Annotated in this window: 27 protein-coding genes; 15 read left to right on the forward strand and 12 right to left on the reverse strand. The window is 62.3% G+C overall.

The window, feature by feature from the left end:
• The first annotated feature begins 1 nt into the window (after position 1).
• Together tsaE and P9250_RS29685 are read left to right on the forward strand one after the other, a co-directional pair.
• Complete coding sequence (gene tsaE / locus P9250_RS29680; protein WP_244826165.1) at positions 2-565, forward strand: tRNA (adenosine(37)-N6)-threonylcarbamoyltransferase complex ATPase subunit type 1 TsaE; 564 nt, start codon at positions 2-4, stop codon at positions 563-565.
• Positions 547-2,082, forward strand: coding sequence for an N-acetylmuramoyl-L-alanine amidase (locus P9250_RS29685; RefSeq protein ID WP_309844253.1), 1,536 nt, complete (start codon positions 547-549; stop codon positions 2,080-2,082). Before tsaE ends, P9250_RS29685 begins: the two co-directional genes overlap by 19 nt.
• A 618-nt stretch (positions 2,083-2,700) precedes the next feature.
• Here the strand turns inward: P9250_RS29685 and P9250_RS29690 are convergent.
• Positions 2,701-3,582, reverse strand: coding sequence for an EamA family transporter (locus tag P9250_RS29690; protein ID WP_250492687.1), 882 nt, complete (start codon positions 3,580-3,582; stop codon positions 2,701-2,703).
• A 172-nt stretch (positions 3,583-3,754) separates the two neighbouring features.
• Entirely contained in the window at positions 3,755-4,021 is a 267-nt protein-coding gene (locus tag P9250_RS29695; RefSeq protein WP_244826168.1) for a hypothetical protein, read from the reverse strand.
• A 213-nt stretch (positions 4,022-4,234) separates the two neighbouring features.
• Here P9250_RS29695 and P9250_RS29700 point away from each other — a divergent pair, with 213 nt between their 5' ends.
• Together P9250_RS29700 and trxA are read left to right on the forward strand one after the other, a co-directional pair.
• A complete protein-coding gene (locus P9250_RS29700; RefSeq protein WP_250492688.1) occupies positions 4,235-5,134 on the forward strand; it encodes a pirin family protein in 900 nt (299 codons plus the stop codon).
• 97 nt (positions 5,135-5,231) lie between these two features.
• A complete protein-coding gene (gene trxA / locus P9250_RS29705) occupies positions 5,232-6,080 on the forward strand; it encodes a thioredoxin (RefSeq protein ID WP_310396659.1) in 849 nt (282 codons plus the stop codon).
• Positions 6,081-6,354: 274 nt separating this feature from the next.
• Here trxA and P9250_RS29710 read toward each other — a convergent pair whose 3' ends face one another.
• On the reverse strand, positions 6,355-7,200 hold the full coding sequence (locus tag P9250_RS29710) for a ThiF family adenylyltransferase (RefSeq protein WP_250509455.1): 846 nt from the start codon (positions 7,198-7,200) through the stop codon (positions 6,355-6,357).
• Positions 7,201-7,467: 267 nt separating this feature from the next.
• Here P9250_RS29710 and pdxH point away from each other — a divergent pair, with 267 nt between their 5' ends.
• From pdxH to P9250_RS29725, 3 genes are all read left to right on the forward strand, one after another.
• Positions 7,468-8,109 carry a pyridoxamine 5'-phosphate oxidase gene (gene pdxH, locus P9250_RS29715; RefSeq protein ID WP_310396920.1) on the forward strand — a complete coding sequence of 214 codons (642 nt, stop codon included), beginning with the start codon at positions 7,468-7,470 and terminating at the stop codon, positions 8,107-8,109.
• A 139-nt stretch (positions 8,110-8,248) separates the two neighbouring features.
• Positions 8,249-9,463 (forward strand): cyclopropane-fatty-acyl-phospholipid synthase family protein, encoded by a 1,215-nt coding sequence (locus tag P9250_RS29720; protein ID WP_244826172.1) that lies wholly within the window; start codon positions 8,249-8,251, stop codon positions 9,461-9,463.
• Between the two features lie 155 nt (positions 9,464-9,618).
• The gene (locus tag P9250_RS29725; protein WP_310396923.1) at positions 9,619-10,632 is read left to right on the forward strand and encodes a DUF72 domain-containing protein; all 1,014 of its coding nucleotides are present in this window, start codon (positions 9,619-9,621) and stop codon (positions 10,630-10,632) included.
• Positions 10,633-10,876: 244 nt separating this feature from the next.
• Here the strand turns inward: P9250_RS29725 and msrA are convergent, their stop codons facing one another.
• Positions 10,877-11,437 (reverse strand): peptide-methionine (S)-S-oxide reductase MsrA, encoded by a 561-nt coding sequence (gene msrA / locus P9250_RS29730; RefSeq protein WP_244826174.1) that lies wholly within the window; start codon positions 11,435-11,437, stop codon positions 10,877-10,879.
• A 437-nt stretch (positions 11,438-11,874) separates the two neighbouring features.
• Here msrA and P9250_RS29735 point away from each other — a divergent pair, with 437 nt between their 5' ends.
• A complete protein-coding gene (locus P9250_RS29735) occupies positions 11,875-12,387 on the forward strand; it encodes a flavin reductase family protein (protein WP_250465581.1) in 513 nt (170 codons plus the stop codon).
• Positions 12,388-12,420: 33 nt separating this feature from the next.
• Here the strand turns inward: P9250_RS29735 and P9250_RS29740 are convergent, their stop codons facing one another.
• The gene (locus P9250_RS29740; protein ID WP_244826176.1) at positions 12,421-12,927 is read right to left on the reverse strand and encodes an Lrp/AsnC family transcriptional regulator; all 507 of its coding nucleotides are present in this window, start codon (positions 12,925-12,927) and stop codon (positions 12,421-12,423) included.
• A 130-nt stretch (positions 12,928-13,057) separates the two neighbouring features.
• On the opposite strand from P9250_RS29740, the gene kynB reads away from it, so the two are divergent.
• The 3 genes from kynB to kynA are packed head-to-tail and all read left to right on the forward strand — an operon-like array spanning position 13,058 to position 15,883.
• Entirely contained in the window at positions 13,058-13,690 is a 633-nt protein-coding gene (gene kynB, locus P9250_RS29745; protein WP_310396663.1) for an arylformamidase, read from the forward strand.
• A 34-nt stretch (positions 13,691-13,724) separates the two neighbouring features.
• The gene (gene kynU / locus P9250_RS29750; RefSeq protein ID WP_310396665.1) at positions 13,725-14,975 is read left to right on the forward strand and encodes a kynureninase; all 1,251 of its coding nucleotides are present in this window, start codon (positions 13,725-13,727) and stop codon (positions 14,973-14,975) included.
• Positions 14,976-14,986: 11 nt separating this feature from the next.
• Entirely contained in the window at positions 14,987-15,883 is an 897-nt protein-coding gene (gene kynA, locus P9250_RS29755; RefSeq protein ID WP_310396667.1) for a tryptophan 2,3-dioxygenase, read from the forward strand.
• Positions 15,884-16,007: 124 nt separating this feature from the next.
• Here the strand turns inward: kynA and P9250_RS29760 are convergent, their stop codons facing one another.
• The gene (locus tag P9250_RS29760) at positions 16,008-16,760 is read right to left on the reverse strand and encodes an IclR family transcriptional regulator (RefSeq protein WP_310396925.1); all 753 of its coding nucleotides are present in this window, start codon (positions 16,758-16,760) and stop codon (positions 16,008-16,010) included.
• Positions 16,761-17,141: 381 nt separating this feature from the next.
• Between P9250_RS29760 and P9250_RS29765 the strand changes: the two genes are divergently transcribed.
• The 4 genes from P9250_RS29765 (at position 17,142) to P9250_RS29780 (ending at position 19,997) form a co-directional block, all read left to right on the forward strand.
• Positions 17,142-18,332 carry an acyl-CoA dehydrogenase gene (locus tag P9250_RS29765; protein WP_310396668.1) on the forward strand — a complete coding sequence of 397 codons (1,191 nt, stop codon included), beginning with the start codon at positions 17,142-17,144 and terminating at the stop codon, positions 18,330-18,332.
• A gap of 250 nt (positions 18,333-18,582) precedes the next feature.
• The gene (locus P9250_RS29770; protein WP_244826181.1) at positions 18,583-18,885 is read left to right on the forward strand and encodes a YqjD family protein; all 303 of its coding nucleotides are present in this window, start codon (positions 18,583-18,585) and stop codon (positions 18,883-18,885) included.
• 197 nt (positions 18,886-19,082) lie between these two features.
• On the forward strand, positions 19,083-19,463 hold the full coding sequence (locus tag P9250_RS29775; RefSeq protein ID WP_244826182.1) for a phage holin family protein: 381 nt from the start codon (positions 19,083-19,085) through the stop codon (positions 19,461-19,463).
• Positions 19,464-19,484: 21 nt separating this feature from the next.
• Complete coding sequence (locus P9250_RS29780; RefSeq protein ID WP_250492696.1) at positions 19,485-19,997, forward strand: DUF3318 domain-containing protein; 513 nt, start codon at positions 19,485-19,487, stop codon at positions 19,995-19,997.
• Positions 19,998-20,001: 4 nt separating this feature from the next.
• On the opposite strand, the gene P9250_RS29785 is transcribed toward P9250_RS29780, so the two are convergent.
• The 6 genes from P9250_RS29785 to nrdR form a co-directional block, all read right to left on the reverse strand.
• Positions 20,002-20,451, reverse strand: coding sequence for a type IV pilin protein (locus P9250_RS29785; RefSeq protein WP_250465589.1), 450 nt, complete (start codon positions 20,449-20,451; stop codon positions 20,002-20,004).
• A gap of 9 nt (positions 20,452-20,460) precedes the next feature.
• Positions 20,461-20,952 carry a hypothetical protein gene (locus P9250_RS29790; RefSeq protein ID WP_310396669.1) on the reverse strand — a complete coding sequence of 164 codons (492 nt, stop codon included), beginning with the start codon at positions 20,950-20,952 and terminating at the stop codon, positions 20,461-20,463.
• Complete coding sequence (locus P9250_RS29795) at positions 20,949-21,716, reverse strand: PilW family protein (RefSeq protein ID WP_250526231.1); 768 nt, start codon at positions 21,714-21,716, stop codon at positions 20,949-20,951. The genes P9250_RS29790 and P9250_RS29795 overlap by 4 nt, the downstream gene beginning before the upstream one ends.
• Positions 21,713-22,144 carry a prepilin-type cleavage/methylation domain-containing protein gene (locus P9250_RS29800; RefSeq protein ID WP_310396670.1) on the reverse strand — a complete coding sequence of 144 codons (432 nt, stop codon included), beginning with the start codon at positions 22,142-22,144 and terminating at the stop codon, positions 21,713-21,715. Before P9250_RS29800 ends, P9250_RS29795 begins: the two co-directional genes overlap by 4 nt.
• Positions 22,141-22,689, reverse strand: a complete 549-nt coding sequence (locus tag P9250_RS29805) for a GspH/FimT family pseudopilin (RefSeq protein ID WP_310396671.1) — start codon at positions 22,687-22,689, stop codon at positions 22,141-22,143. Before P9250_RS29805 ends, P9250_RS29800 begins: the two co-directional genes overlap by 4 nt.
• 155 nt (positions 22,690-22,844) lie before the next feature.
• Positions 22,845-23,327, reverse strand: coding sequence for a transcriptional regulator NrdR (gene nrdR / locus P9250_RS29810; RefSeq protein ID WP_250465595.1), 483 nt, complete (start codon positions 23,325-23,327; stop codon positions 22,845-22,847).
• Positions 23,328-23,342 lie beyond the last annotated feature (15 nt).

Below are 23,342 nucleotides of genomic sequence, written 5' to 3' on the forward strand. Positions count from 1 at the left end.
AATGCCCGAAAGCCCTGTACGAACGACGCCTGATTTTCCTTCCGCGCTCCTCGAACGCCGCTTCGATCTGCGCGACGAAGCGGCAACGCTCGCCTTCGGGGAACGCTTTGCACGCGCCATCGACGAGACGCGCAAGCAAACTTCGGCCGAACGTTTTTCGGGCTTGCAGGTCCAGTTGATCGGTGACTTGGGCGCGGGCAAGACCACGCTCGTGCGCGCGACCTTGCGCGCGCTCGGTCATGCGGGCCGCGTGAAGAGTCCGACTTACACGCTCGTCGAGCCCTATTCGCTCGACACGCCAGGCGGGCCGCTCGATGTCTATCACTTCGATCTCTACCGCTTCGCCGATCCCGCCGAATGGGCCGATGCAGGCTTTCGCGAGTATTTCGATCGCGGCGCGGTGTGCCTCATCGAATGGCCGCAGCAAGCAGGCGGACTGCTCGGCGTGCCGGACCTCGTGTTCGAACTTGCCTTGCCCGACGAGAGCCGTGAAGTCGAAGAAGGCCGCGTGCTGAATGCGCGGGCGTTTAGCGAAACAGGAAAGACATGTCTCGAAAGATGCTGATCAAGCCGTTTCATTCGATCGAATCAGGTGCGAGCGCGCCGCACAACTGGCGGCGGCGTCAGGTGCTGCGCGCGGGCGCATCGACGCTTGCGCTTGCGCTCGTCGCACCGAAGCTCGCGCACGCGAGTTCCGTGCTCGGCGTGCGCGTTTGGCCCGCGCGCGATTACACGCGCGTGACCATCGAATCCGACCAGCCGCTCACGAACAGCAATCAGACGCTGCAAGGCCCGGACAGACTCGTCGTGGATCTGAACGGCATCGATCTGGATCAGTCGCTGCGCGATCTCGTCTCGAAGATCACGCCGAACGATCCGCAGATTCAATCGGTGCGCGTCGGTCAGTACCAGCCGCATGTCGTGCGCATGGTGTTCGACCTCAAGGGTTCGGTGAAGCCGCAGGTCTTTACGCTTGGGCCGATTGGCAGCTACAAGTATCGGCTCGTGTTCGATCTTTATCCGGCCGTCGCGCCCGATCCGCTGATGGAACTGCTCGCGCAGTCCGAGCACAAGCAGGAGGCCTTCGACCGCGCCAATCCGAATCCTTCCGCGCCGCCGCCCGCCACGCTTTCGGGGCCGGCCACGCCGCAGAAATCGCTCTCGCAGGATTCGACCGACGAGTTTTTCCAGAAGTACGCTCAGGGCGATGCCCCGGACAACGCCGCGTCGGTGGCGCCGAAGCCCGCGCCTGTGCCTGCGCCATCCGTGCCGAAGCCGTCGCGCGTCGTGCCGCCCGTGATCGCGAAGAAGGATGACGACGACAGCGACCAATACACGTTCTCGCAGCCCAAGCAGGATCGCTCGGGGACGACGCGCCTTCTGACTGTGGCCATCGATCCGGGTCACGGTGGCGAAGATCCCGGCGCCATCGGCGGCGCGGGGACGTATGAGAAGCACATTGCGCTCGATATCGCAAAGAAGCTGCGCGCGAAGATCGACGCGCAACCCAACATGCGCGCCATGATGACGCGTGATGCCGATTTCTTCGTGCCACTCAATGTGCGTGTGCAGAAGGCGCAGCGTGTCGGCGCCGATCTATTCGTGTCGATTCATGCGGACGCGTTTACCGAGTCTTCGGCGCGTGGTTCTTCCGTTTTCGCGTTGTCGGAACATGGTGCGTCGAGCGCGGCGGCGCGGTGGATGGCCGCCAAGGAGAATTCGTCGGATCAGGTCGGTGGCATCAACGTGAAATCGCAAGACGCTAGCGTGAATCGCGCGCTTTTCGACATGTCCACTACGGCGCAGATTCGCGATTCCATGCGGTATGGGAGTTTCGTGCTGAATGAAATCGGGGGCATTAACAAACTGCACAAGGGGTCGGTCGAACAAGCAGGGTTTGCCGTGCTCAAGGCACCGGATATTCCCTCGATTCTCGTCGAAACCGCGTTTATCAGTAACCCGGATGAGGAGACTCGCCTCAACGATGATGCCTATCGGGACAAGATGGCTAGCGCCATTATGAAAGGCATCAGGCGGTATTTTGCTGCTAATCCGCCTTTGGCTAAGAGTCGCATGACTTGAAGACGTTGGTTTGCGGTTCTTTTGCGGTTCTTTTGCGGTTCTTTTGCGGTTCTCGGGCAGTCTCGTTCAGGAGCCGCCTCCCCGGCGGTGGGGTCCCTTTCTTTGCTGCTGCAAAGAAAGGAACCAAAGAAAGCAGCTTTCGAACCGGCTTCTGAAGCACAACTGGTTCCCCGCTGTTTCTCACAAACCCTTTGGGCACTTCCCATTGCTCGCGCTCGTGGTAGTCAATTACTAGGCATGCGGTTTTTTTTGACTGCGCTGGGACCTCTTTTGCGGTCTGATGTTTTTTTGCGCTTCTGATGAATCGAGCCGTTGCCTTGCGTTTCTGTTCAGTAGCCGCCTCCCCGGCGGGGGGGTCCCTTTCTTTGCTGCTGCAAAGAAAGGAACCAAAGAAAGCAGCTTTGGAACCGGCTTCTGAAGCACAACTGGTTCCCCGCTATTTACCACAAACCCCTTGTGCACTCCCCCTCCACTCACGCTCTCGGTAAAACTCACAAGATCAAAGCTTTTTTCGGAGTCGCTGTTCAAGTTTCTTCTCTGGCACTTTCAAGGAAGTCGGCCGTTGTATTGCTTTTTTCTTTAGCGCCTTCTTTAAGGGTTCATTTTTTGCGGCTTTTTTTATCGCGGGACGGGGAATAGTCTCTGTTTCAAGCGTGCGCCGAATACATTGACCGCCAATCCCGCCATTACCAGCGCCGCACCCGCTACTTCCGCCGGTGTCAGCGCCTCGCCCAGAAACACCGCCGCCGATGCAATACCTATCACCGGCACCAATAACGAGAACGGTGCGACCTGCGCCGCCGGATAGCGCGCAAGCAATTTGCCCCACAAGCTGTAGCCAATGATGGTCGCGATGAACGAGAGGTAAACGATCGCGAAAATCGATATCGACGGGATCGCCGCAAGGCTCGCTTCAATGCGCGCCGGGCCCTCGAAAATCAACGACAACGCAAGAAACGGCAGCGGCGGTATCAGGCTCGCCCACACTACGAGCGACAGCAAGTCGACTTTGCCCATGCGCTTCGTGACGACATTGCCAAGCGCCCACATCGACGCCGCGCCAAGCGTGAACAAGAACCCTGTGAGGGTCATCGCGTGGCCGCCCTGCATGCCGATCAGCGCTAGCCCGGCCGCCGCGATCAAGAGTCCAGCTATGTTCATCGCGCGGATGCGCTCGCCAAGCATGAAGGCGGCGAAGATCAAGGTGAAGAACGCCTGCGCCTGCAAGACGAGCGAAGCAAGTCCCGCCGGCATGCCGACCGACATGCCATAGAACAACAACGCAAACTGGCCGAACGAAATGGAAAGGCCATAAGCGAAAAGCCAGCGCAGCGGAATTCGCGGGCGCTTGACGAAGAAGACCGGCACCGCGGCCAGCGCGAATCGCAAGGCGCCCAGCAAGAACGGCGGCACGCCGTGCAAACCCAGTTTGATGACGACGAAATTCACGCCCCACGCGAGAATCACCACCGACGCAATCAGCAAGTCCCTTGGCGACATCGCCGCTCCTTCGTGCACTTCGATTGAAAGTCACACGAGTTTAGCGGGGCGCACTCTGCGGTGGCTTGTGAAAAACTGCGCTCACAACGCCTTGCCGTCTTGGCGCATGCAGACAAAAAAACGCCCGCGCCTCCCAAGGGAAGCGCGGGCGCTTCACAGCAATCCAGACCGCTTACTTGCTTTGGCCGGATTCCGCTGCCGCATTGTTGCCGGTTTCGACGTCAGGCGTCTTCTTGCCTGCCGACGGATGCGCGCTGTGCTTGCGCATCTTGTGCTTGGTCGTGCCCGACGACGACGTGCCATCGGTCGACGCGCCAGTATCGGTCTGGCCCATGGCCGCCGACGAGTTGCCCGACGAGGTCTGGGCCATTGCGCCGGTTGCAGCCGTGGCGCTCAAAAGACCTGCGGTGATGGCGATCAACAGTTTATTCTTGCTCATGGTTTCCTCTCCTATCGATTAACGTTTGCGCAAATTCTGCACGCATGCTGCAAAAAGCGCGGTCCCTTCGTAAAAAACACGTGAAGCACGCGTAACTCCGCACGAAGTCGATGAAGCGTTTTCCACATCCCCGATGAGAGCGCATCGCCGCAGCGGCCGGTAGAATCGGCGGTTCCAGGCGCGCAACCGGCGCGTCAGCTACCGGAACCGCCAATGTCCACGTCGATCCGCGTCCTGCTCAAACCACATCAACACGATGTCGGCGGCCTCACGGTGAGGCGCGTGCTCCCCGCACTGGCGGCACGCACTGTCGGACCCTTCATCTTCTTCGACCACATCGGTCCCGCAACCCTCGTGCCCGGACAGGGACTGGATGTACGGCCGCATCCGCATATCGGGCTCGCAACCGTCACCTATCTCTTCGAAGGCGCCATCATGCATCGCGACAGCGTCGACTCCGTGCAGAAGATCGTGCCCGGCGACGTCAACTGGATGACCGCCGGGCGCGGCATCGTCCATTCGGAACGTACACCCGACGAGGAACGCGAGCGAGGCCAGACGATGCATGGCATCCAGACCTGGGTCGCGCTGCCGGTGGCAAGCGAGGAAGTCGAGCCTTCGTTCGAGCATCATGCGGCGTCCGCCTTGCCGCAAATCGAGCGCGACGGCGTGACTTTGCGCGTAATCGCGGGCACCGCGTTCGGCGCCCAAGCGCCCACGCGCACGTTCTCGCCAACGCTCTACGTCGCCGCCGATTTCGCTCGCGGCAGCGCGCTCACGCTCGATATCGAACACGAGGAACGCGGCGTGTATCTCGTCGAAGGCGATCTGTCCATCGACGGCCAAGCGCTGCCCGAACAGCAAATGGCCGTGCTCGAACCGGGCGCGCCGGTGCGTTTCGAGAGCACGAACGGCGCGCGCGTGATGATTCTCGGTGGCGCGCCGCTCGACGGCGCACGCATCATCGAATGGAATTTCGTCGCCAGTTCGCGCGACAAGATCGAGGCCGCGAAACAGGCATGGAGCGAGCAGCGCATGGGGCACGTTCCCGGCGAGACGGAGTTCATTCCGCTGCCGCCCGCGCGCCGCGAGAATCGCGCGCCCGAGGCATGAGACGTGCATCGGCGTGAATCAACGCCGTGGCCGTTGAGAGTTATGCAAGCGTCCCCATCTAATTTCAAGACACATTGCAGGCATTAGGAGAGAACGCATGGAAACGACCCTCGCTACGTTTGAAAACGACGTCATTAACGCGTCGATGCTCGCGCCCGTTCTCGTCGATTTCTGGGCTCCGTGGTGCGGCCCGTGCAAGACGCTCGGTCCGATGTTGGAACGGCTCGAAGCCGAAGCCGCCGGTAACTGGAAGCTCGTCAAGGTGAATGTCGACGAGAATCAGGAACTCGCGCAGCACTTCCAGGTGCGCAGCATTCCGCACGTGATCGCGTTCGCGGAAGGCCGGCCAGTGGACCAGTTCATCGGCGTGTTGCCCGAAGGCCAATTGCGCGAGTTTCTCGACCGGCTGGTGCCTGCTGGCGCCGAAGCCGAGCGCCGCGCCGCGCACGACGCGTGGGCGAGCGGTAACCGCAAGGACGCGATCGATCGCATCAAGGCCACGATCGCGCTCGATCCGAGTTACGAAGATGCGCGCCTCGATTTGATCGAATGGCTGATCGCGGAACGGCGGATCGACGAAGCGAAGGAAGAAGACAAGCTGCTTTCGCCTAAGACGACGCAGGGCATCGACGCGCGCTATAACGCGCTCAAGACCGAACTCGACGCCGCCGATGCAGCCGCCGGACTGCTGCCCGCCGACGATCTCATCGCGGCGGTGCACGCGAAACCGGACGATCTCGAAGCGCGCTTTGCGCTTGCGAACCGTTTGATCGCCGGCCGCGATTATGGTGGTGCGCTGGAACATCTGCTCGAAATCGTCGTGCGCGATCGCGCGTTCATGGACGACGTCGGCCGCAAGACGATGCTATCGGTGTTCGAACTCGCGGCGAATCAACCGGATGTCGTGGCGTACTGGCGGCGCAGGCTGAGTGCCGCGATGAATTGAGCATGCATGATCGGCTCGTGGATGCAGAAACGGCCAGCTCGTGGAAGCTGGCCGTTTTTTTGTTGGCTGCGGTTGGCCGCGTGACGTCAAACAGCGCATGTTCGCCGTGTGGCCACGTCGACTCGCGTGCATGCATGCAACTGGCGGGTTTGCCGCGACGCCAGCTCGTCATATTCGTGCGAAAACCGACCTGCCATCGACGCAAGCCACCACCATTCATGCTTCTGTGACTCTATGGCACGCCGTTGTTACGTCCCCGCAAGAACCTGCCGCCCTAAGCCGCCTTCTTCGCCAACGCCCGAAGCACGAACGCCGCCGCCGCGAACCCAAAGCTCGCCGTCACACACACGCTGGACCCGAAACCCGCGCAATTCAGCCCGACCGGGCCCGCGTATCCCGCGCCGGTTTCTAGATGCTCCGCGCCCTCGCTGATATCGCAAGCGGCCGCTTCCGGGTAAATGAGCGGCTCGTCCGAATATACCGCGCTGACCTTGAAACGCGCCTTCGGTCCGCGCGGAAAGCCATGCAATTTGCGCAACTGGCCGCGCACTTTCGAAAGCAGCGGGTCCTGAATGGTCGACGCCAGGTCGTCGATGCGAATACGCGTCGGATCGAGCTGTCCGCCCGCGCCGCCCACCGTGATCAGCGGCTGCTTGTTCGCGACACACCACGCAATGAGCGCGGTTTTCGTGCGCACGCTGTCGATGGCATCGACGATGAAGTCGAAGCCGCCGCCGAGCATCGCATCGAAGTTACCCGGCTCCACGAAGTCCTCGATCTGCCGCACGTCGCAGGCGGGATCGATCAAACGGATGCGCTCGGCCATCGCCGTGACCTTGGCCTTGCCGTAGTTGCCGTCGAGCGCGTGAATCTGCCGGTTGGTGTTGCTTTCGGCGACGTTGTCGAGATCGATCAACGTGAGCTTGCCGATTGCGCTGCGCGCCAGCGCTTCAGCCACCCACGATCCCACGCCGCCTATGCCGATCACCGCGACATGCGCGCCTTCGAACGCGGCAAGCGCAGGCGCGCCATATAGACGCGCGATGCCGCCGAAGCGTCGGTCGCGGTCGGCGATCTCGTCGGCGGAAGGTGACTCGTTGGGAGCGATGGTGGCAGTCATAGGTGGAAGCAGAAACCGAAAAAGCGCGGGAGGGCTTCGCGGAGCATGGGCAAAAACAAGCCAAACGCCGCTGCGGCCCGTCAGGCATAGCTTACAAGCGCCTGTCTAATTGACAAAGTTGGTAGACCATTCATGCAGAAAGCGCGCGAATTGCGTATTCTGCCTTATCGAAACCCAAGGGGTGATAGCCGGACCGGATTCACCACGGCAAGGGCAAGAAAGAACCACCTTGGCTATACTGACGCCGACTGTAGCGTTTGCATAAAAATGACCACCCTCGCAGACCTTCGCAAAAATTATTCTCGCGGCTCACTCGACGCCGCCGACGTCGCGCCGGACCCGGTGCGCCAGTTCGACACCTGGTTCGCCCAGGCGCTCAACGCGAAACTGCCCGAACCCAACGCCATGACCTTGGCCACCGTCGACGAGAACGGCCGGCCCTCCGCGCGCATCGTGCTGATTAAGGGGTTCGACGAACGTGGCTTCGTTTTTTTTACCAATTACGATAGCCGCAAAGGCCGCGAAATCGCCGCCAATCCTGCGGCAAGTCTGCTGTTCCACTGGATCGAGCTCGAACGTCAGGTGCGTGTCGAAGGCGTGATCGTCAAGACGAGCGCCGAGGAAAGCGATGCCTATTTTCAGTCCCGGCCGCTCGGATCGCGCATTGGCGCGTGGGCGTCGGAACAGAGTCAGCCGCTCGAAAGCCGCGAGGCGCTCGAAGCGCGCGAGCGCGAAATGACCGAAAAATTCGGCGACGCACCGCCGCGCCCGCCACACTGGGGCGGCTACCGGCTCGTGCCGGACACGATCGAATTCTGGCAGGGACGTCCGTCGCGGCTGCATGACCGCATCGTCTATGAGCGCGAGCGCGCGGACGGCCCGTGGGATATCAAGAGGCTCGCACCCTAAGACGGGTCCGGTAGCAGGCAGTACGTCGTCATAAAACGCAGCACCACGGCAACGAACATGAAGGCGCGTCGATGCACGGGCATCCAGAACCGGCACGGCGGGCCTTCCCCTTGATTTTCTTTAGCGCGGAGAAGCAAGCATGTTCTGGGAGAAGAAGCTGACGCAATGGGTCGAGGAAGTGCGGGCCAGGGCCAACCTGCCTGCGCGCCTCGTGCTTTGGGATGGACAGCAGCACGACTTCGGGCAGTTCGCCGCGCCGCAAGTCACGTTGCATGTAAAGAGCGCGACGGCGCTGCCTTATCTGCTAGAACCGAGTCTCGACAATCTCGGTGAAGCGTACGTGAAAGGCAAGATCGATATCGAGGGCAAGCTCTCGGACATCATCAACGTCGGTTATTCGCTCGCGAAGAACACCGTCACGAGCGCGGGCAAGCTGGCTCGCGTGCGGCGCTACTTCAATCACTCGAAGGCGTCGGACAAGAAGGCCATTCAGTACCACTACGATGTGTCGAACGAGTTCTATCAGCTCTGGCTCGACAAGAACATGGTGTACTCGTGCGCGTACTTCGAAAACGGCGACGAAGATTTGGCCACCGCGCAGATCAAGAAGATCGATCACATCCTGACCAAGATTCAAGTGCAGCCGGGCCATCGTTTGCTCGACATTGGCTGCGGCTGGGGCGCGCTCGTGATCCGCGCCGCGCAGAAGTTCGGCGCGAAGTGCGTGGGCGTGACGCTCTCGGAAAACCAGTTCAAGCTCGCGACGCAGCGCGTGAAAGATGCGGGCCTCGAAGATCAGATCGAAATTCGTCTGCAAGATTATCGCGACGTGCCGGGGCAATTCGACCGCATCACGAGCGTGGGCATGTTCGAGCACGTCGGACGCAAGAATCTGCCGGGCTACTTTGCAAAGATTCGCGATCTGCTGGTCGATGACGGCGTCGCGATGAATCACGGCATCACGTCATCCGACGCCGACAGCGGCGAGACCGCGCTCGGCGGCGGCGAGTTTATCGACCGCTACGTGTTTCCGGATGGCGAGTTGCCGCATATCGGTCTCGCGCTCGAAAGCATGCAGCGCGGCGGGCTGGAAGCGATCGACATCGAAAGCTTGCGCCGGCATTACGCGCGCACGCTCGACATCTGGGCCGAGAGCTTCGAGGCAAATGCCGAGCAAGCCAAGAAGCTCGTCGATGACGAGAAATTCCGCATCTGGCGCGTGTATCTCGCGGGTTGCGCGTACGCGTTCGAGAACGACGACGTGTCGATCTATCAGGTGGTGTGCCGCAAGGCGGGCCGCAGCGCGACGACCTTGCCGTGGTCGCGGAAATACATTTACGAGAAGGCGCTCTGAAGCAGGGATCGAAGTTTTCGGAAGAGGACGCTGCGCGTGACGGCGACGCGCAGGGCTCCCTGCTCGACGACACGGCGCCGAGTGAGATTGCGCCAGCCGGTGAGCCAGAGTGCCTGCCGGCGTCGGCGGAAAACGGGCAAGCAACAGAACCCGACCTGTTCGACGAACCCGCGCCGCGCAAGCCCGCGAGCCAGCCGAAGGCACGCGGCGTCCTGCCCGCGCCATTGAACGCCGGTCTCGACGCGCTCGCGAAACAACTGCCCGAAGCCATTCATCTCGGCACATCGACGTGGTCGTTTCCGGGCTGGCGCGGCATCGTCTACGGCGACGCGTATTCGAACACGAAGCTCTCGCGCGACGGCCTCACCGCCTACAGCGCGCATCCGTTGTTGCGCTGCGTGTCCATCGACCGCTCGTTCTACGCACCGCTTTCGCTCGCCGACTACGCGCGGTATGCGAGCCAGGTGCCGGAGCACTTTCGCTTCATCGTGAAGGCGCCTGCCGCCGTCACCGACGCCTTCATCCGCGGCCAGCGCGGCGCGCCCGATGCGGAGAACCCCGCGTTTCTGAACGCGCGGATTGCCATCGACGAATTCGTGACGCCGTGCATCGGCGGGCTTGGGACGAAAGCCGGCGCGCTCGTGTTCCAGTTCTCGCCGCTGCCGGATGCGATGATCGTCGAGCCATCGCGCTTCATCGACCGGTTGGCGGCGTTTCTCGGCGCGCTTCCGCCGCTCGAAGGCGAGACGCGTTACGCCGTCGAATTGCGCGACGCCGTCATGCTGACACCGCGCTTCATACGCGCGCTGCGGGACGCGAACGTGCGCTATTGCATCGGCGTGCACGCGCGCATGCCGGACGTGCGTCGCCAGGCGAAGGCGCTCGCGTTGCTGGACGAAGAAACGCTAGGGCCGCTCGTCGTGCGCTGGAGTCTGCACAGCGGCTTTCGCTACGAACAGGCGAAGGCGAAGTACGAGCCGTTCGACCAAATAGTCGATGAAGACCGCGACACGCGCGAGGCGCTGGCCGAACTGGCCGCGCGATATGCGATCGCGGGCCAGCCGGTGGTCATCGCGGCGAACAACAAGGCAGAGGGTTCCGCGCCGCTTACGTGCTTCGAGCTTGCGCGTGGGATTGCGCGGGAATGCGAGCGCGTACAACGCGGCTAGCGGTAAAGCTATAACGTGCGACGGCTGAAATCGATCGGGCTCCCCTGCGTACTGGCTGAACGCTCTATCCATCGCTATCGAGCCGCACTTCAGGCACCGCTCGCATGCCGTCACGTCTTTGCTTCAAGCGCGAGTTGAGCGCCGGGATGCCTCGCCTTATGGGATGGACTGAACGCGGCGACTTCTAGGCTCCGACACGGTATGCAGACCGCCCTCGAGCGCGGCCTCCACACCGCCCCGCCCTTCACTTCTTCAACCGATGCGCGAACTTCTTGCGGAACTTTGCGACCTTCGGGCCGACAACCGCCGCGCAATACCCCTGGTTCGGATGCTGCTCGAAGTAGTTCTGGTGATACGCTTCGGCCGGATAGTAGTCGTTATCGAGCGCGGTGACCTGCGTGACGATCTTGCCGCCGAAGACATCCTCGCGCTGCAGTTCATCGATCACTTCGAGCGCGACCTTTCGTTGCTCGTCCGAATGCGTGAACACCGCCGAGCGATACTGCGTGCCCACGTCATTACCCTGGCGATTGAGTTGCGTCGGATCGTGCGTCGCGAAGAAAATCTCGAGCACTTCGCGGTAGCTGATGATCGCCGGATCGAACACGACCTTCACCACTTCCGCGTGGCCAGTTTCGCCGTCGCAGACCTGTTCGTACGACGGATCGACCACCTTGCCGCCCGCATAGCCGGATTCGACCGACACCACGCCTTCGACCGCCAGAAACACCGCTTCCGTGCACCAGAAGCAACCGCCGCCGAGCGTCGCGGTTTCGGTTCTCGCCTGCTCATTCTGCTGGGTCATGCGCAACTCCTCGTCAAGTGCATGCGGCCATGCCGCGGATCACCCATATGGATGCGCCTCGCCGCTTCTTCAACATTCCCCACGGTTTCTTCGATGTTTCGATGCGCGCGAAGGGCTTGCTCCGAGCTTACCGGCTTTTACAAAGCGGCGTTGGCCACACTGCCGACGCTGGCTTATGGCGGTTCCGGACGGCTGATTCCGCTAGAATCGAGCCAATCTCCAGCTTTTAGACAACACGAGAACAGGTCCTTCCGATTCGAATGCAACACGTATCCGGTTCGGCAAGACGAAATACCACCACCTGATGACAAGCCCTTTCGCCCCGAGGAAACGCGCGTCCGGATCGGCATAAAACAAGACACTTCTAACCGATGACAAGTCCTCTCGCTCCAAGCGAAACTCGTCAGGTCGGCGAAAAAACAAGACGACTTTGCCCGATGACAAGCGCCAAAACCCCGAACTTCGATCCGAAAGAATTCCGCGCCGCGCTCGGCCAGTTTGCGACGGGTGTGACCGTCATCACCACGCGCACCGAATCCGGGCAGTTGATCGGCATCACGGCCAGTTCGTTTAATTCGGTATCGCTCGACCCGCCGCTCGTGCTGTGGAGTCTCGCCACCAAGTCGGCTTCGATGCCGGTGTTTCGCGCCAATAGTCACTACGTGGTGAACGTGCTCGCGGCATCGCAACTGGAGCTTTGCCGGCGCTTCGCCACGGTCAAGGGCGACCGCTTCGCGGGCGTCTCGCACGCGGCGGGCGACACCGGCATGCCAGTGCTCGACGGCGCGATTGCCTGGTTCGAATGCCACAATCGCAGCCGCTACGACGAAGGCGACCACGTGATCTTTGTCGGCGAAGTGGAGCGCTGTGGCGTGCGCGCGAAAGACGACAGCGCGCCTCCGCTGGTGTTTCACGCCGGCGGATTCCACACGTTGGGATCGATCGAATAAGCGCCTCGACGCTTGAGTATCAACGCCTGAGACTCAAGGCGGGCTGCTTGGCCGCGCCGGTTGTTCGATCAGCGCGACGGGCACGCCTGCATCGTCCTTCATGGTTTGCAAGACGATATTCGAGCGAATGTCGATAACGCCCGGCGCCTTATACAGCTTGCTCAGAATGAAATCCGAGTAGTGCTTGAGGTTGTGCGCGAGCACGCGCAACACGTAATGCGTGTCGCCCGTGACGACGAACGCGCCCACCACTTCCGGCCATTCGCGCACGGCCGCCGCGAATTTCTCGTGCCAGTTTTCCTGGTCGTTGCGCATGGAGACGTGCACGAAGGCCTCGAGCTCGATGCCCAGCCGCTCACGGTCCAGACACGCGCGATAGCTCGCAATCACGCCCTCTTCTTCGAGCAGGCGCATGCGGCGCAAACACGCCGAAGGCGAGAGCGCGATACGCTCCGCAAGGTCCAGGTTACTGATCCGTCCATCTTCCTGCAGTACCGCCAGAATTCGGCAATCTGTTGCATCGAGCGTGAATCCGGTCATTTTTTAGTCCCCTAGCCCGTTTCATCGAATTATGTTCTAGCCACAACGTTTTTGGGTAGTTTTTTTGCAATCACATTTCGAGATAGCACGGCTATGATTTGACGCATCCCAGCGCTTTCTGTTAGCCGACATGACGCTTCTCGATGTTTCTCCGCCGATTTCCACCGACACGCCGGTCTGGCCGGGCGATACGCCCGTTGGTATCGAACGCGTCTGGCGCATGGAAGCGGGCTCGCCCGTGAACGTGGCGCGTTTCACGCTTTCGCCGCACACCGGCGCTCATGCCGATGCCCCGCTGCATTACGACGAACACGGCGCGGCTATTGGCGAGGTGCCGCTCGACACGTATCTCGGCGCTTGCCGGGTCGTGCATTGCATTGGCGCGGCGCCGCTCGTTTTGCCAGAACATATCGCCGATTTTCTCGACGATGACAACGCCCCGCCGCGCATCCTCCTGCGTACCTACGCGAGCGCGCCGCTCGACACTTGGGACAGCGCATTTTGTGCCGTCGCGCCCGCGACCGTCGATCTATTGGCGGCGCGCAGCGTGAAGCTCATCGGTATCGACACGCCATCGCTCGATCCGCAGGAATCGAAGACGATGGACGCGCATCGCCGGATTCGCGCGCACGGCATGGCGATTCTCGAAGGCCTCGTGCTCGATGCCGTCGCGCCCGGCGACTACGAACTCATCGCGCTGCCGCTCAAATTTTCGACGCTCGATGCGAGCCCGGTGCGCGCCGTCCTGCGCCCGCTTTCCTGATCGCCCGATCTTCCCTGAACAATTGGACTTTTCGATGAAAAACCGTGACGACGCCGCCGCACTCGACCGCGACGACCCGCTGAATGCCCTGCGCGATCAATTCGTGCTTGCGAACGACGTGATCTATCTGGATGGCAACTCGCTCGGCGTGCCGCCCAAAGCGGCTGCCGCGCGCGCGGCTGGCGTGATCGCCGAAGAATGGGGCGAAGGGCTGATCCGCAGTTGGAACACCGCCGGCTGGTACGCGCTGCCGCGACGGCTCGGCAACAAGCTGGCTCCGCTCATCGGCGCGGGCGAGGATGAAGTCGTGGTGAACGACACGATCTCGGCCAATCTCTTCAAGATCCTCTCCGCGGCGCTCAAGCTCGCGAACGAGCGCGATCCGAAACGTCGCGTGATCGTCTCCGAACGTTCGAACTTTCCGAGCGACCTGTATATCGCGCAGGGTCTGATCGAGCAGCTCGATCGCGGCTATGAACTGCGTCTCGTCGATGACGCGTCCGAACTGCCTGCCGCCATCGACGAACACACCGCCATCGCGATGATCACGCACGTGAACTACCGCACCGGCTACATGCACGACATGGCCGCGCTCACCGAGACGATTCATCGCGCGGGCGCAATCGCGGTCTGGGACCTGGCGCATTCGGCAGGCGCGGTGCCGGTCGATCTGAACGGCGTCGGCGCGGACTACGCCGTCGGCTGCACGTATAAGTACCTGAACGGCGGACCGGGTTCGCCTGCGTTCGTGTGGGTGCCCAAGCGCCATCAGAACACATTCTCGCAGCCGCTCTCGGGCTGGTGGGGGCACAAGAAACCGTTCGCGATGGACCCGGTGTATCGCCCGGACGATGGTATCGGTCGATATCTGTGCGGCACGCAGCCTATCGTCTCGATGTCGCTCGTCGAGTGCGGGCTCGATGTATTCCTGCAAACGGATATGCAGACCTTGCGGCGCAAGTCGCTTGCGCTTGGCGATCTGTTCATCGAGCTGGTGGAAGCGCGTTGCGGCGAGTTTCCGCTGACGCTCGCGACGCCGCGCGAACATGCGCGACGCGGCTCGCAAGTGAGCTTCGAGCATCCGAACGGCTATGAGGTGATGCAGGCGCTGATCGCGCGTGGCGTGATCGGCGATTATCGCGAGCCGCGTATTTTGCGCTTCGGCTTCACGCCGCTTTACACGCGTTTCGTCGATGTCTGGGACGCGGTTGAAACCTTGCGCGATGTGCTCGCGACCGAAAGCTGGCGTGCGCCGGAGTTTGGCGAACGTGCTTCGGTGACTTGAGAGTGACAGCCATGAATGAGGTTAAAGGCGGCGGATGTCCGTTCGGCCACGGGGCAGCCGATGCGGCACGGGCGGTGCAACCGGCAGAATCAGGCTGGCACGAAGCCAAGCTCGATTTCTCCGATTCGATGAGCTACGGCGACTATCTCGGCCTCGATTCGATTCTGACCGCGCAGCATCCGCGCTCGCCGGATCACAACGAGATGCTGTTCATCGTGCAGCACCAGACGAGCGAACTCTGGATGAAGCTCGCGCTCTACGAACTGCATGCTGCCCTCGAAGCGGTTCATACCGACGCCCTGCCATCCGCCTTCAAGATGCTCGCGCGCGTGTCGCGCATCTTCGAGCAACTGGTGCAGGCGTGGAACGTCCTCGCGACCATGACGCCTTCCGAATACACCGCGATGCGGCCGTATCTCGGTGCGTCATCCGGGTTTCAGTCGCATCAGTATCGGCAGATCGAGTTCATGCTCGGCAACAAGAATGAGCAGATGCTGAAGCCGCATGCGCATCGGCCGGAGATTCTCGCGCAGGTGCGACAGACGCTCGAAGCGCCTTCGTTCTACGACGAAGTGATCCGACTGCTCGCGCGACGTGGCTTCCAGATCGCGCCCGAAAGGCTGCAGCGCGACTGGACCCAGCCCACGACGCACGATGCGTCGGTCGAAGCGGCGTGGCTCGCGGTGTATCGCGATCCGTCACGCTACTGGGAGCTCTATGAGATGGCGGAGGAACTCGTCGATCTGGAAGACGCCTTCCGGCAATGGCGCTTCCGGCATGTGACGACGGTGGAGCGCATCATCGGCTTCAAGCAGGGAACGGGCGGCACGGCGGGCGCTTCGTATTTGCGCAAGATGCTGGACGTGGTGCTGTTTCCGGAGCTTTGGCATGTGCGCACGATGCTCTGAGGTTGCGTGCGGTCGATGAGCTCAAGCTGTGGCGACTGCGCAATCGCGCGCGACCCTCGCCGCCCGGCGACGCTTCAAGCAAGCCTTCTTCACAATGCCGCGAGCAGCCCAATCGAGCGGTCCTTCAGGCGAGCCGTCCCGCCAACGCCCTTAGCTTCGGCGCAATCGACTCGCGGAAATAACCCTCATCCATCGACGACGCCGGCCCGCTGCTGCTCAACACCAGCCAGCGCCCATTGCGCACGTCGCGAAACGGCGCGGCAATCGCGTTGACGTCGTCGTGCCATTCACGGAATGAATAGCAGCAGCCGTCGCGCGCGAAATCTTCGATCGCGCGCTGCGCCGAAGCCACTCGTTCGGCGCCTTCCCGTTCCCGCAATTCTTCTAGCAAGGCCGCGCGCTCATCGGCGTCGAGCACGGCGAGATAGGCGCGTCCCATGGAACTCGTGAGCATCGACAGACGCGATCCGGGCGCGAGGCCGAGCGTGAGCGCGGTTTCGCTACGAATGGTTTCCAGATAGATCATGTCGAGGCCATCGCGACAGCCGAGCGATACCGCCGCGCCGATCTCACGCGCCAGCGCGCGCATATGTGGCCGGGCGAGTTCCAGTGTGTCCGCGCCCGCCAATAGCGAGAAGCCGAGCGAGAGCACGCCCGTGTCGAGCGCGTACTTGCTGGCGGCATCGTCGAAACGCAGGTAACCGAGCGTGGTCAGCGTATAGGCCAGACGATTGACCGTCGCCTTGGGCAATCCCGTGCGCACGACGAAATCGCGATTGCCGAGAAGCGTCTCGCCAGGGCGAAATGCGCGCAACATATCGAGACCGCGTGCGAGGGCGACGACGAACTTGCGATCGTCGGATGCGTTGGGCGACAGATGAGAGTGGCGGCCGGACTCGTGATCTGAAGCGCGGTCGGACGCGTGTCCGGGATTACGCTCATGCACACGCCCGAATTCGTGGATGGATTCACGGCCGGACTCGCGGCTCGATTCGCGGCCTGAAGCGCGGACAGATTCGCGGCTAGAAGCGCCTTTGGAGCCGCCGGCCAATGCGTCTTCCGTTCTGCCATCAGGTGCACGGTCGGCTTTCCGGCGAGATTCGCCGTCGGTTTCACGCCCAGAACCACGTTTGAAAGCAGCAGACATCGGGTGCTAAACTCGAAGCTAATTTGCAAAACATTGTTCCGCTAAGCGGAACGCAAGTCAAGCGCCGAAGCGAGGCGCTTTTAAATCGACACTGCATGGGAGGAGACGCATATGGCCGACGCCGCTCGCTTCAACTGGGAAGACCCACTTTTGCTGGATCAGCAACTCAACGAAGAAGAACGCATGGTCCGCGACGCCGCGCGCGCCTACGCGCAAGACAAGCTGCTGCCGCGCGTGACGCAGGCGTTTCGCGAGGAAACGACCGATCCGTCGATCTTTCGCGAAATGGGCGAGCTCGGTCTGCTCGGCCCGACCATCCCCGAACAATACGGCGGACCGGGCCTCAACTACGTGAGCTACGGCCTGATCGCGCGCGAAGTGGAACGCGTGGATTCCGGCTATCGCTCGATGATGTCGGTGCAATCGTCGCTCGTAATGGTGCCGATTCACGCTTTCGGCAGCGACGCGCAAAAGGAAAAGTATCTGCCGAAGCTCGCGCGCGGCGAGTGGATCGGCTGCTTCGGGCTCACCGAGCCGAACGCCGGTTCCGATCCCGCCAGCATGACGACGCGCGCGAAGAAAGTGCAGAACGGCTATTCGCTTTCGGGCTCGAAGATGTGGATCTCGAACTCGCCTATCGCGGATGTGTTCGTCGTCTGGGCGAAGCTGGAGGAAAACGGACGCGATGAGATTCGCGGCTTCGTCCTCGAAAAGGGCTGGAAAGGACTGTCCGCGCCAGCCATTCACGGCAAGGTTGGATTGCGCGCGTCGATCACCGGCGAGATCGTGATGGACGAAGTGTTCGTGCCGGAAGAAAACCTGTTTCCGGAAGTTCGCGGGCTCAAAGGGCCGTTCACCTGTCTGAACTCGGCGCGCTACGGCATCTCGTGGGGCGCGCTCGGCGCCGCCGAAGCCTGCTGGCATATGGCGCGGCAATACACGCTGGATCGCAAGCAGTTCGGTCGTCCGCTTGCGGCAAACCAGTTGATCCAAAAGAAACTTGCCGATATGCAGACGGAAATCACGCTAGGTCTGCAAGGCGTGCTGCGACTCGGGCGCATGAAGGACGAAGGCACGGCAGCGGTCGAGATCACCTCGATCATGAAGCGCAATTCGTGCGGCAAGGCGCTCGACATCGCCCGGCTCGCGCGCGACATGCTGGGCGGCAACGGCATTTCGGACGAGTTCGGCGTGGCGCGTCACCTCGTCAATCTCGAAGTGGTGAATACCTACGAAGGCACCCACGATATCCACGCGCTTATTCTCGGACGCGCGCAAACCGGGATTCAGGCTTTTTTCTGAAAGGCGTATGGTGCGACTCGGACTGATCGATCCTCTTTGTAACTTTCGATCAGTTTGCTGAAACTTTTACGGGTCAGATCGGCTCCCACCGTTAGTGATGTCGAGAGTTTGACAAGGCTGCGGCGATTTCCTTTGATTAGCATCGAGTGGAATGAAACCTGCAAGGAGTCTGTGTTGCAGGTTCCAGCCTGCTCGTCAGCAATCGCATCTCTGGCTGCGAATCAGGTAGCCTCACCGATTGGAGCCTTTAATGTCAGAAATCAATAAGGAGCGATTCATGTCGGACATCAAAACCGTTCTCGCTGACGCCGAAGATCTTCTCAAGCAAGCCGCCAGCGCCACGGGCGAACGCGCTTCCGAACTGCGCGAGAGCGCGCTCGCTCGACTGAAACAAGCGAAGGAGAAAGCCGCCGATGCACAAGTCGTCGTGATCGAACGAGGCAGAAAAGCCGCGCGCGCCACGGACGATTACGTCCACGAACACCCGTGGGCATCCATTGGTATTGCGGCAGGCCTCGGCACGGTGATCGGGCTTCTCATCAACCGCAAATAAGCAGCACTTCCCCACGCTCCTCGACAATGGCCCGGTGATTGCTACGTTCGTAACAGTCACGGTCCATCATCAAGAAAGGACCGAACCGCCAACGCCCGCTCGGGGCGGGCGGATCGACTCTCGCGCCGGAACGCCGCCTCGTGCGGCGACCGGGACAATATCAAAGCGGCACCCAACGCGCTTCTCGCACCCAAGCCATGACGACCGAACGGCCACCGCAGCAATCGTCCCCCGGACCGTTGCGACGAATCATCAGTTCTGCCTTCGCCATCTTCGAGACGCGCCTTGAACTCATCGGTATCGAGCTTCAGGAAGAGAAGGAGCGGCTTATCGGCGTACTGTTTCTTGGTCTCGCCGCCATGATGCTGGCAATGATGGCGCTGATCTCCCTCACCGTGCTCATCGCCATATTCTTCTGGGACACGTATCGCTGGCAGGCGCTTGGCGGCATCACGCTCGTTTATGCGCTGATTGCAATCGCCTGCGGACTGCGCGCGCGCAGCACGCTGCTCGACGCGCCGAACATGTTTGACGACACGCTCGCCGAATTCCGCAAGGACCGCGACACGTTCCACTGAACTCACACGGGCAGTCCGACCATGAGCAAAAAAGACGATACCTTCAAGCCGCCCAAGCGTGACAACGCCAAGGCGCTGCGCACGCCGCACATGCGCGCGCTGCGCAAGGAACTGCTGATTGCGCGCGCCGATGTCGAACGCATGGAGCTTCAACAGGCCACGCACGATCTGCGCACATCGATCACGCACTTCAGTTTCCTGCGTTTTCTGATGCCTGGCGGCGGCACCCGGCGCACGCCGAAGCGCGGTGCATCGGGTGGCGGCATCGGCGGCATTCTGGCATCGGTCAGCTCGATGCTTGGCGGCAAGGGCAGCAATCTCGGCCTGCTCTTCAAGCAGTATCCGATCATCGGCTCGGTGGCGTCGCTCGTGCTGACCAAGCCTGTGCGGACCGCCGTGGTGCGTGGTGCCAAGCCCGCGCTGAAGTGGGGCGGTCTTGGTTTGGTCGCCTGGGAAGGCTGGCGCATCTGGCAACAGATGAAAGCCCCGCATGCCGAAGCCACTACCGAAGCCGTCGACCCGACGGTCTTCTGAACGCTTAATTTTTCCCTCCCCAGCAAGCGGTGGACTGCGCGGTATCCAGTGCAGTCGCCGCTGATCCCGTCGTGCGGTTCGACCGCACGCCCGTCGCGTCGACGATGAATACGCCGCAAGAATCGTCCTGCATCGGACCATATGCGACTGGCGTCGCCTCGATGCTGTATCCGCCATTCGTCGCCGATTCCGGCAGCACCGCAAGCCGATAAACCGGCGCACCGCTCGACGGCGCCTGATCCATGCCGGCGGAAAGCGTCACTGCATCCGTCGCCGACTGCGCGAGCCGCGTACTTTCGATGTATTGCACGGCGCGCATCGACGCCGCCGCCGCATCCAGCCGATGCGCCTTCGCCACGTGCTGCCGATACGCAGGCACCGCGAACGTCGCGATAATCGCCACGATGCAGAGCGCGATGATCAATTCCAGCAGCGTAAAGCCCTTGTCCTTCATGGTTCGTCCTCAAAACGGCTTCGCTACGACGCGCCGCCAATGTCGGGTCGCGCCATCGATTCTTGATTGCAGCCACGCCTCGGTCTCGGGCGATGCGCCGAAGCCACGCGCCGTCACGAGATACGACGTCACCGCCACCGCCTGGTCCGTATGCGACCAAGCCTCGATCAGACATTGCGGCGCGCGGCGCGCATACGGCCAGTCGCCAAACGGCTCGATGGCGACGGCCGACGCTCCTTCGAACGACGCCTTGCTGCGCCAGCCCACGGGCTCCTGCGCACCCGAACTCGTCACGACGGGCGCATCGGCAATCATGCGAACGCAGCGGACCAACGCGCTGTCGGCCGCATGGAACGCCTGCATCCGCTCGCGCGCCGACACGGCCGTGCGGGTCGCGACGAGCGAGGCTTGCAGCCAGACGCTGGCGGTCACGAGCATCATCGCGGCGAGCAAGAGGACGATAGGCAGCACCGTGCCGCGCGAACGCGCGCGCCGCCTCACGAGGCGCCTCGCGCGTTGCGTATGCCAACCGTGCGCCAGAAGGCCATGCGCGTGCGTCCGTCATCGCTGACGGCTGGTGCGCCATCGCAATCGACATAGTTCGCCCGACGTTTCGCCTGAATCGCCGCGCCACGCACGAGCACGCAAACCTCGGCGGCGTAGACATCCGGCCAGCGTTCGCGCGCGATGGCCGACGCGTCGAGCGCGGCCGGCGCACCCGCGATCCAGTAGACGACGCGCATCCGTTCGACGCCCTCCACCAGCGGTTGCGCCTGACGACCCCCGCCCTCGCAATAAAGCTCCGGCTCGCCGCTCGACGTGCTGGGCTTTGCGTAATAGCGGTTGAAGACGAACGCATCCGAAACCGTCTGGCCGATGCAGTCGGTAGGCGTGCCGCTCGTCGATGGCCACGTCGAAACCGTGTCGGCCGCGTAGCGGACCTGCAGACCGTCCGAGTGACTCGCGAGCGACTCGCACGACGCCGACGTCTCCGCGCCGGTCACGCGCCCCTGCGAACAGCCGAAGAGCGGCGCGTCGGTCGCGCCCGCGGCCGAAAATCCGGCCATCTGCACTTGTTGAGCGACGAGATCGAGCGCGCCGACGCCGGCATCGTGAATGTGCGCGGCATCGGCGGCACGTTCGAAGCCCGCACGCTGAGCGCGGTACACCGACAGCGACGCGGCCAGGATCAACAGCCCGAGCGCAAGCGCAATCGAAAGTTCGAGCAGCGTGTGGCCGCGTGAATGAATGAGCCGCGTGTTCATCGTGCAAAGGCCATCGCGATGCATGACGTGTGCGGTCGCGCCTGCGGTTCGGGACAAGGCTCCGCGCCTTCCGCGACATGCCAGCTGACGGTTGCGACCTGCACGCCGTTGCCGCGATCCGAGATGGCGATGTCTCCATCGGGCAGCAACGCAGCCGCCCTCGCCCGCCACCTCGACAACATGGCCGAGCTATCCGCGCTGCCACGCGTTGCCTCGCCGATGGAGTCGGCAATCAGTGCCGCGCGTTCGCTCAACAGCGCCGTTCGTTCGGCTTTTGCCAGCGCGCTTTGCATGGCGACGAGTCCGAGCGCCGTGACCGCCGCGATCGACAGGGCGATCATCACCTCGATCAGCGAATCGCCGCGCGGGCGAACGGAACGAGTGCGCCCGCCGCGCCTGATGCTCGGCATGACCGATCGCGCGTTCATGCCGATGCTCCGCAAGCGCCTTGAGTCATGCGCGCACGCCCGCCCGCAGCCAATCGAATGCAGCGCCGCGACGACGCATTCGCGTTGGCATCCGCGCTGCGCGGGCCGAAATCGAAGCTACGGAAGCCGCCGATCACTTGGCCCATCGGCGGCGTGAACGAAAGATCCGTCGATGCGCCCGCAATGGCGACCGATGTCATTGCCGGCTGCAAGCGCAAGAGCGTCAGCGCGCCGTCTTTATCGACGAAGAGGCCCCAGCCGCACGACCAGTCCGCGATACCCGCGTCGCAAGCCTTGCCCGCCGCGAGGCAATGCCGGCTCGCATCGACGCGGCATAGCGTGACGCGCGCGCCGCGTTTGAGCGATTCGGCCCGCGCGAGCGAAAGCGTCGAGAAAAGCGAGCGCGCGCGGGCATCGATCTGATCGCGTGCCTGCCAGGAGAGAAACGAAGGCGTGGCGAAAGTCGCGAGGACCGCCATCACGGCAAGCACCACGCAAAGTTCGACGAGTGTGAAACCGGAATTCGAGAAGCGGCTCATCTGCATGCCTTATCGACGAGTTGAACGAATGCTCAATCTAGCGATAAGGAACGCGCGCCGCCATTAGCCGAATGGTCGAGTGTTCACGCGCGTTCGCACGGGGCACACTGCCCGAGGGCAAAAGATCGACTGGGGGAAAGATGCTCGGTACAGACGCGCGATCAGCGCTTGCGGGAAGTGGTCTTCTTGGGCGCGGCGCGGCGGAATTCCTCGAGCACGTCCTCAAACTCGGACACGTCTTCGAAACGCTTGTAGACCGACGCGAACCGTACATAAGCGATGGTGTCGAGCTGCCGCAACTCGTTCATCACGAGTTCGCCGAGACGTTCGCTCTGCACTTCGCGCTCGCCGCTGCCAAGCAATTGATATTCGATGCGCGCGACGGCTGCCTCGATGGCGTCCGCCGCAACCGGCCGCTTGCGCAGCGCCAGCTTCATGCTCGCGACGATCTTGCGGCGATCGAACTCGGTGCGGCTGCCGTCTTTCTTCACGACCGACGGCAGCGCCAGTTCGACGCGCTCATACGTGGTGAAACGCTTGTCGCAGGATGGACAGCGTCGCCGCCGCCGGATGGCTGCGCCGTCCTCCGACACGCGAGAATCCACGACCTGGGTGTCTTCGTGTCGGCAGAAGGGGCAGCGCATCGGGGCTTGGTTCCT

The sequence above is a fragment of the Caballeronia sp. LP006 genome (assembly GCF_031450995.1).
Lineage (GTDB): Bacteria > Pseudomonadota > Gammaproteobacteria > Burkholderiales > Burkholderiaceae > Caballeronia.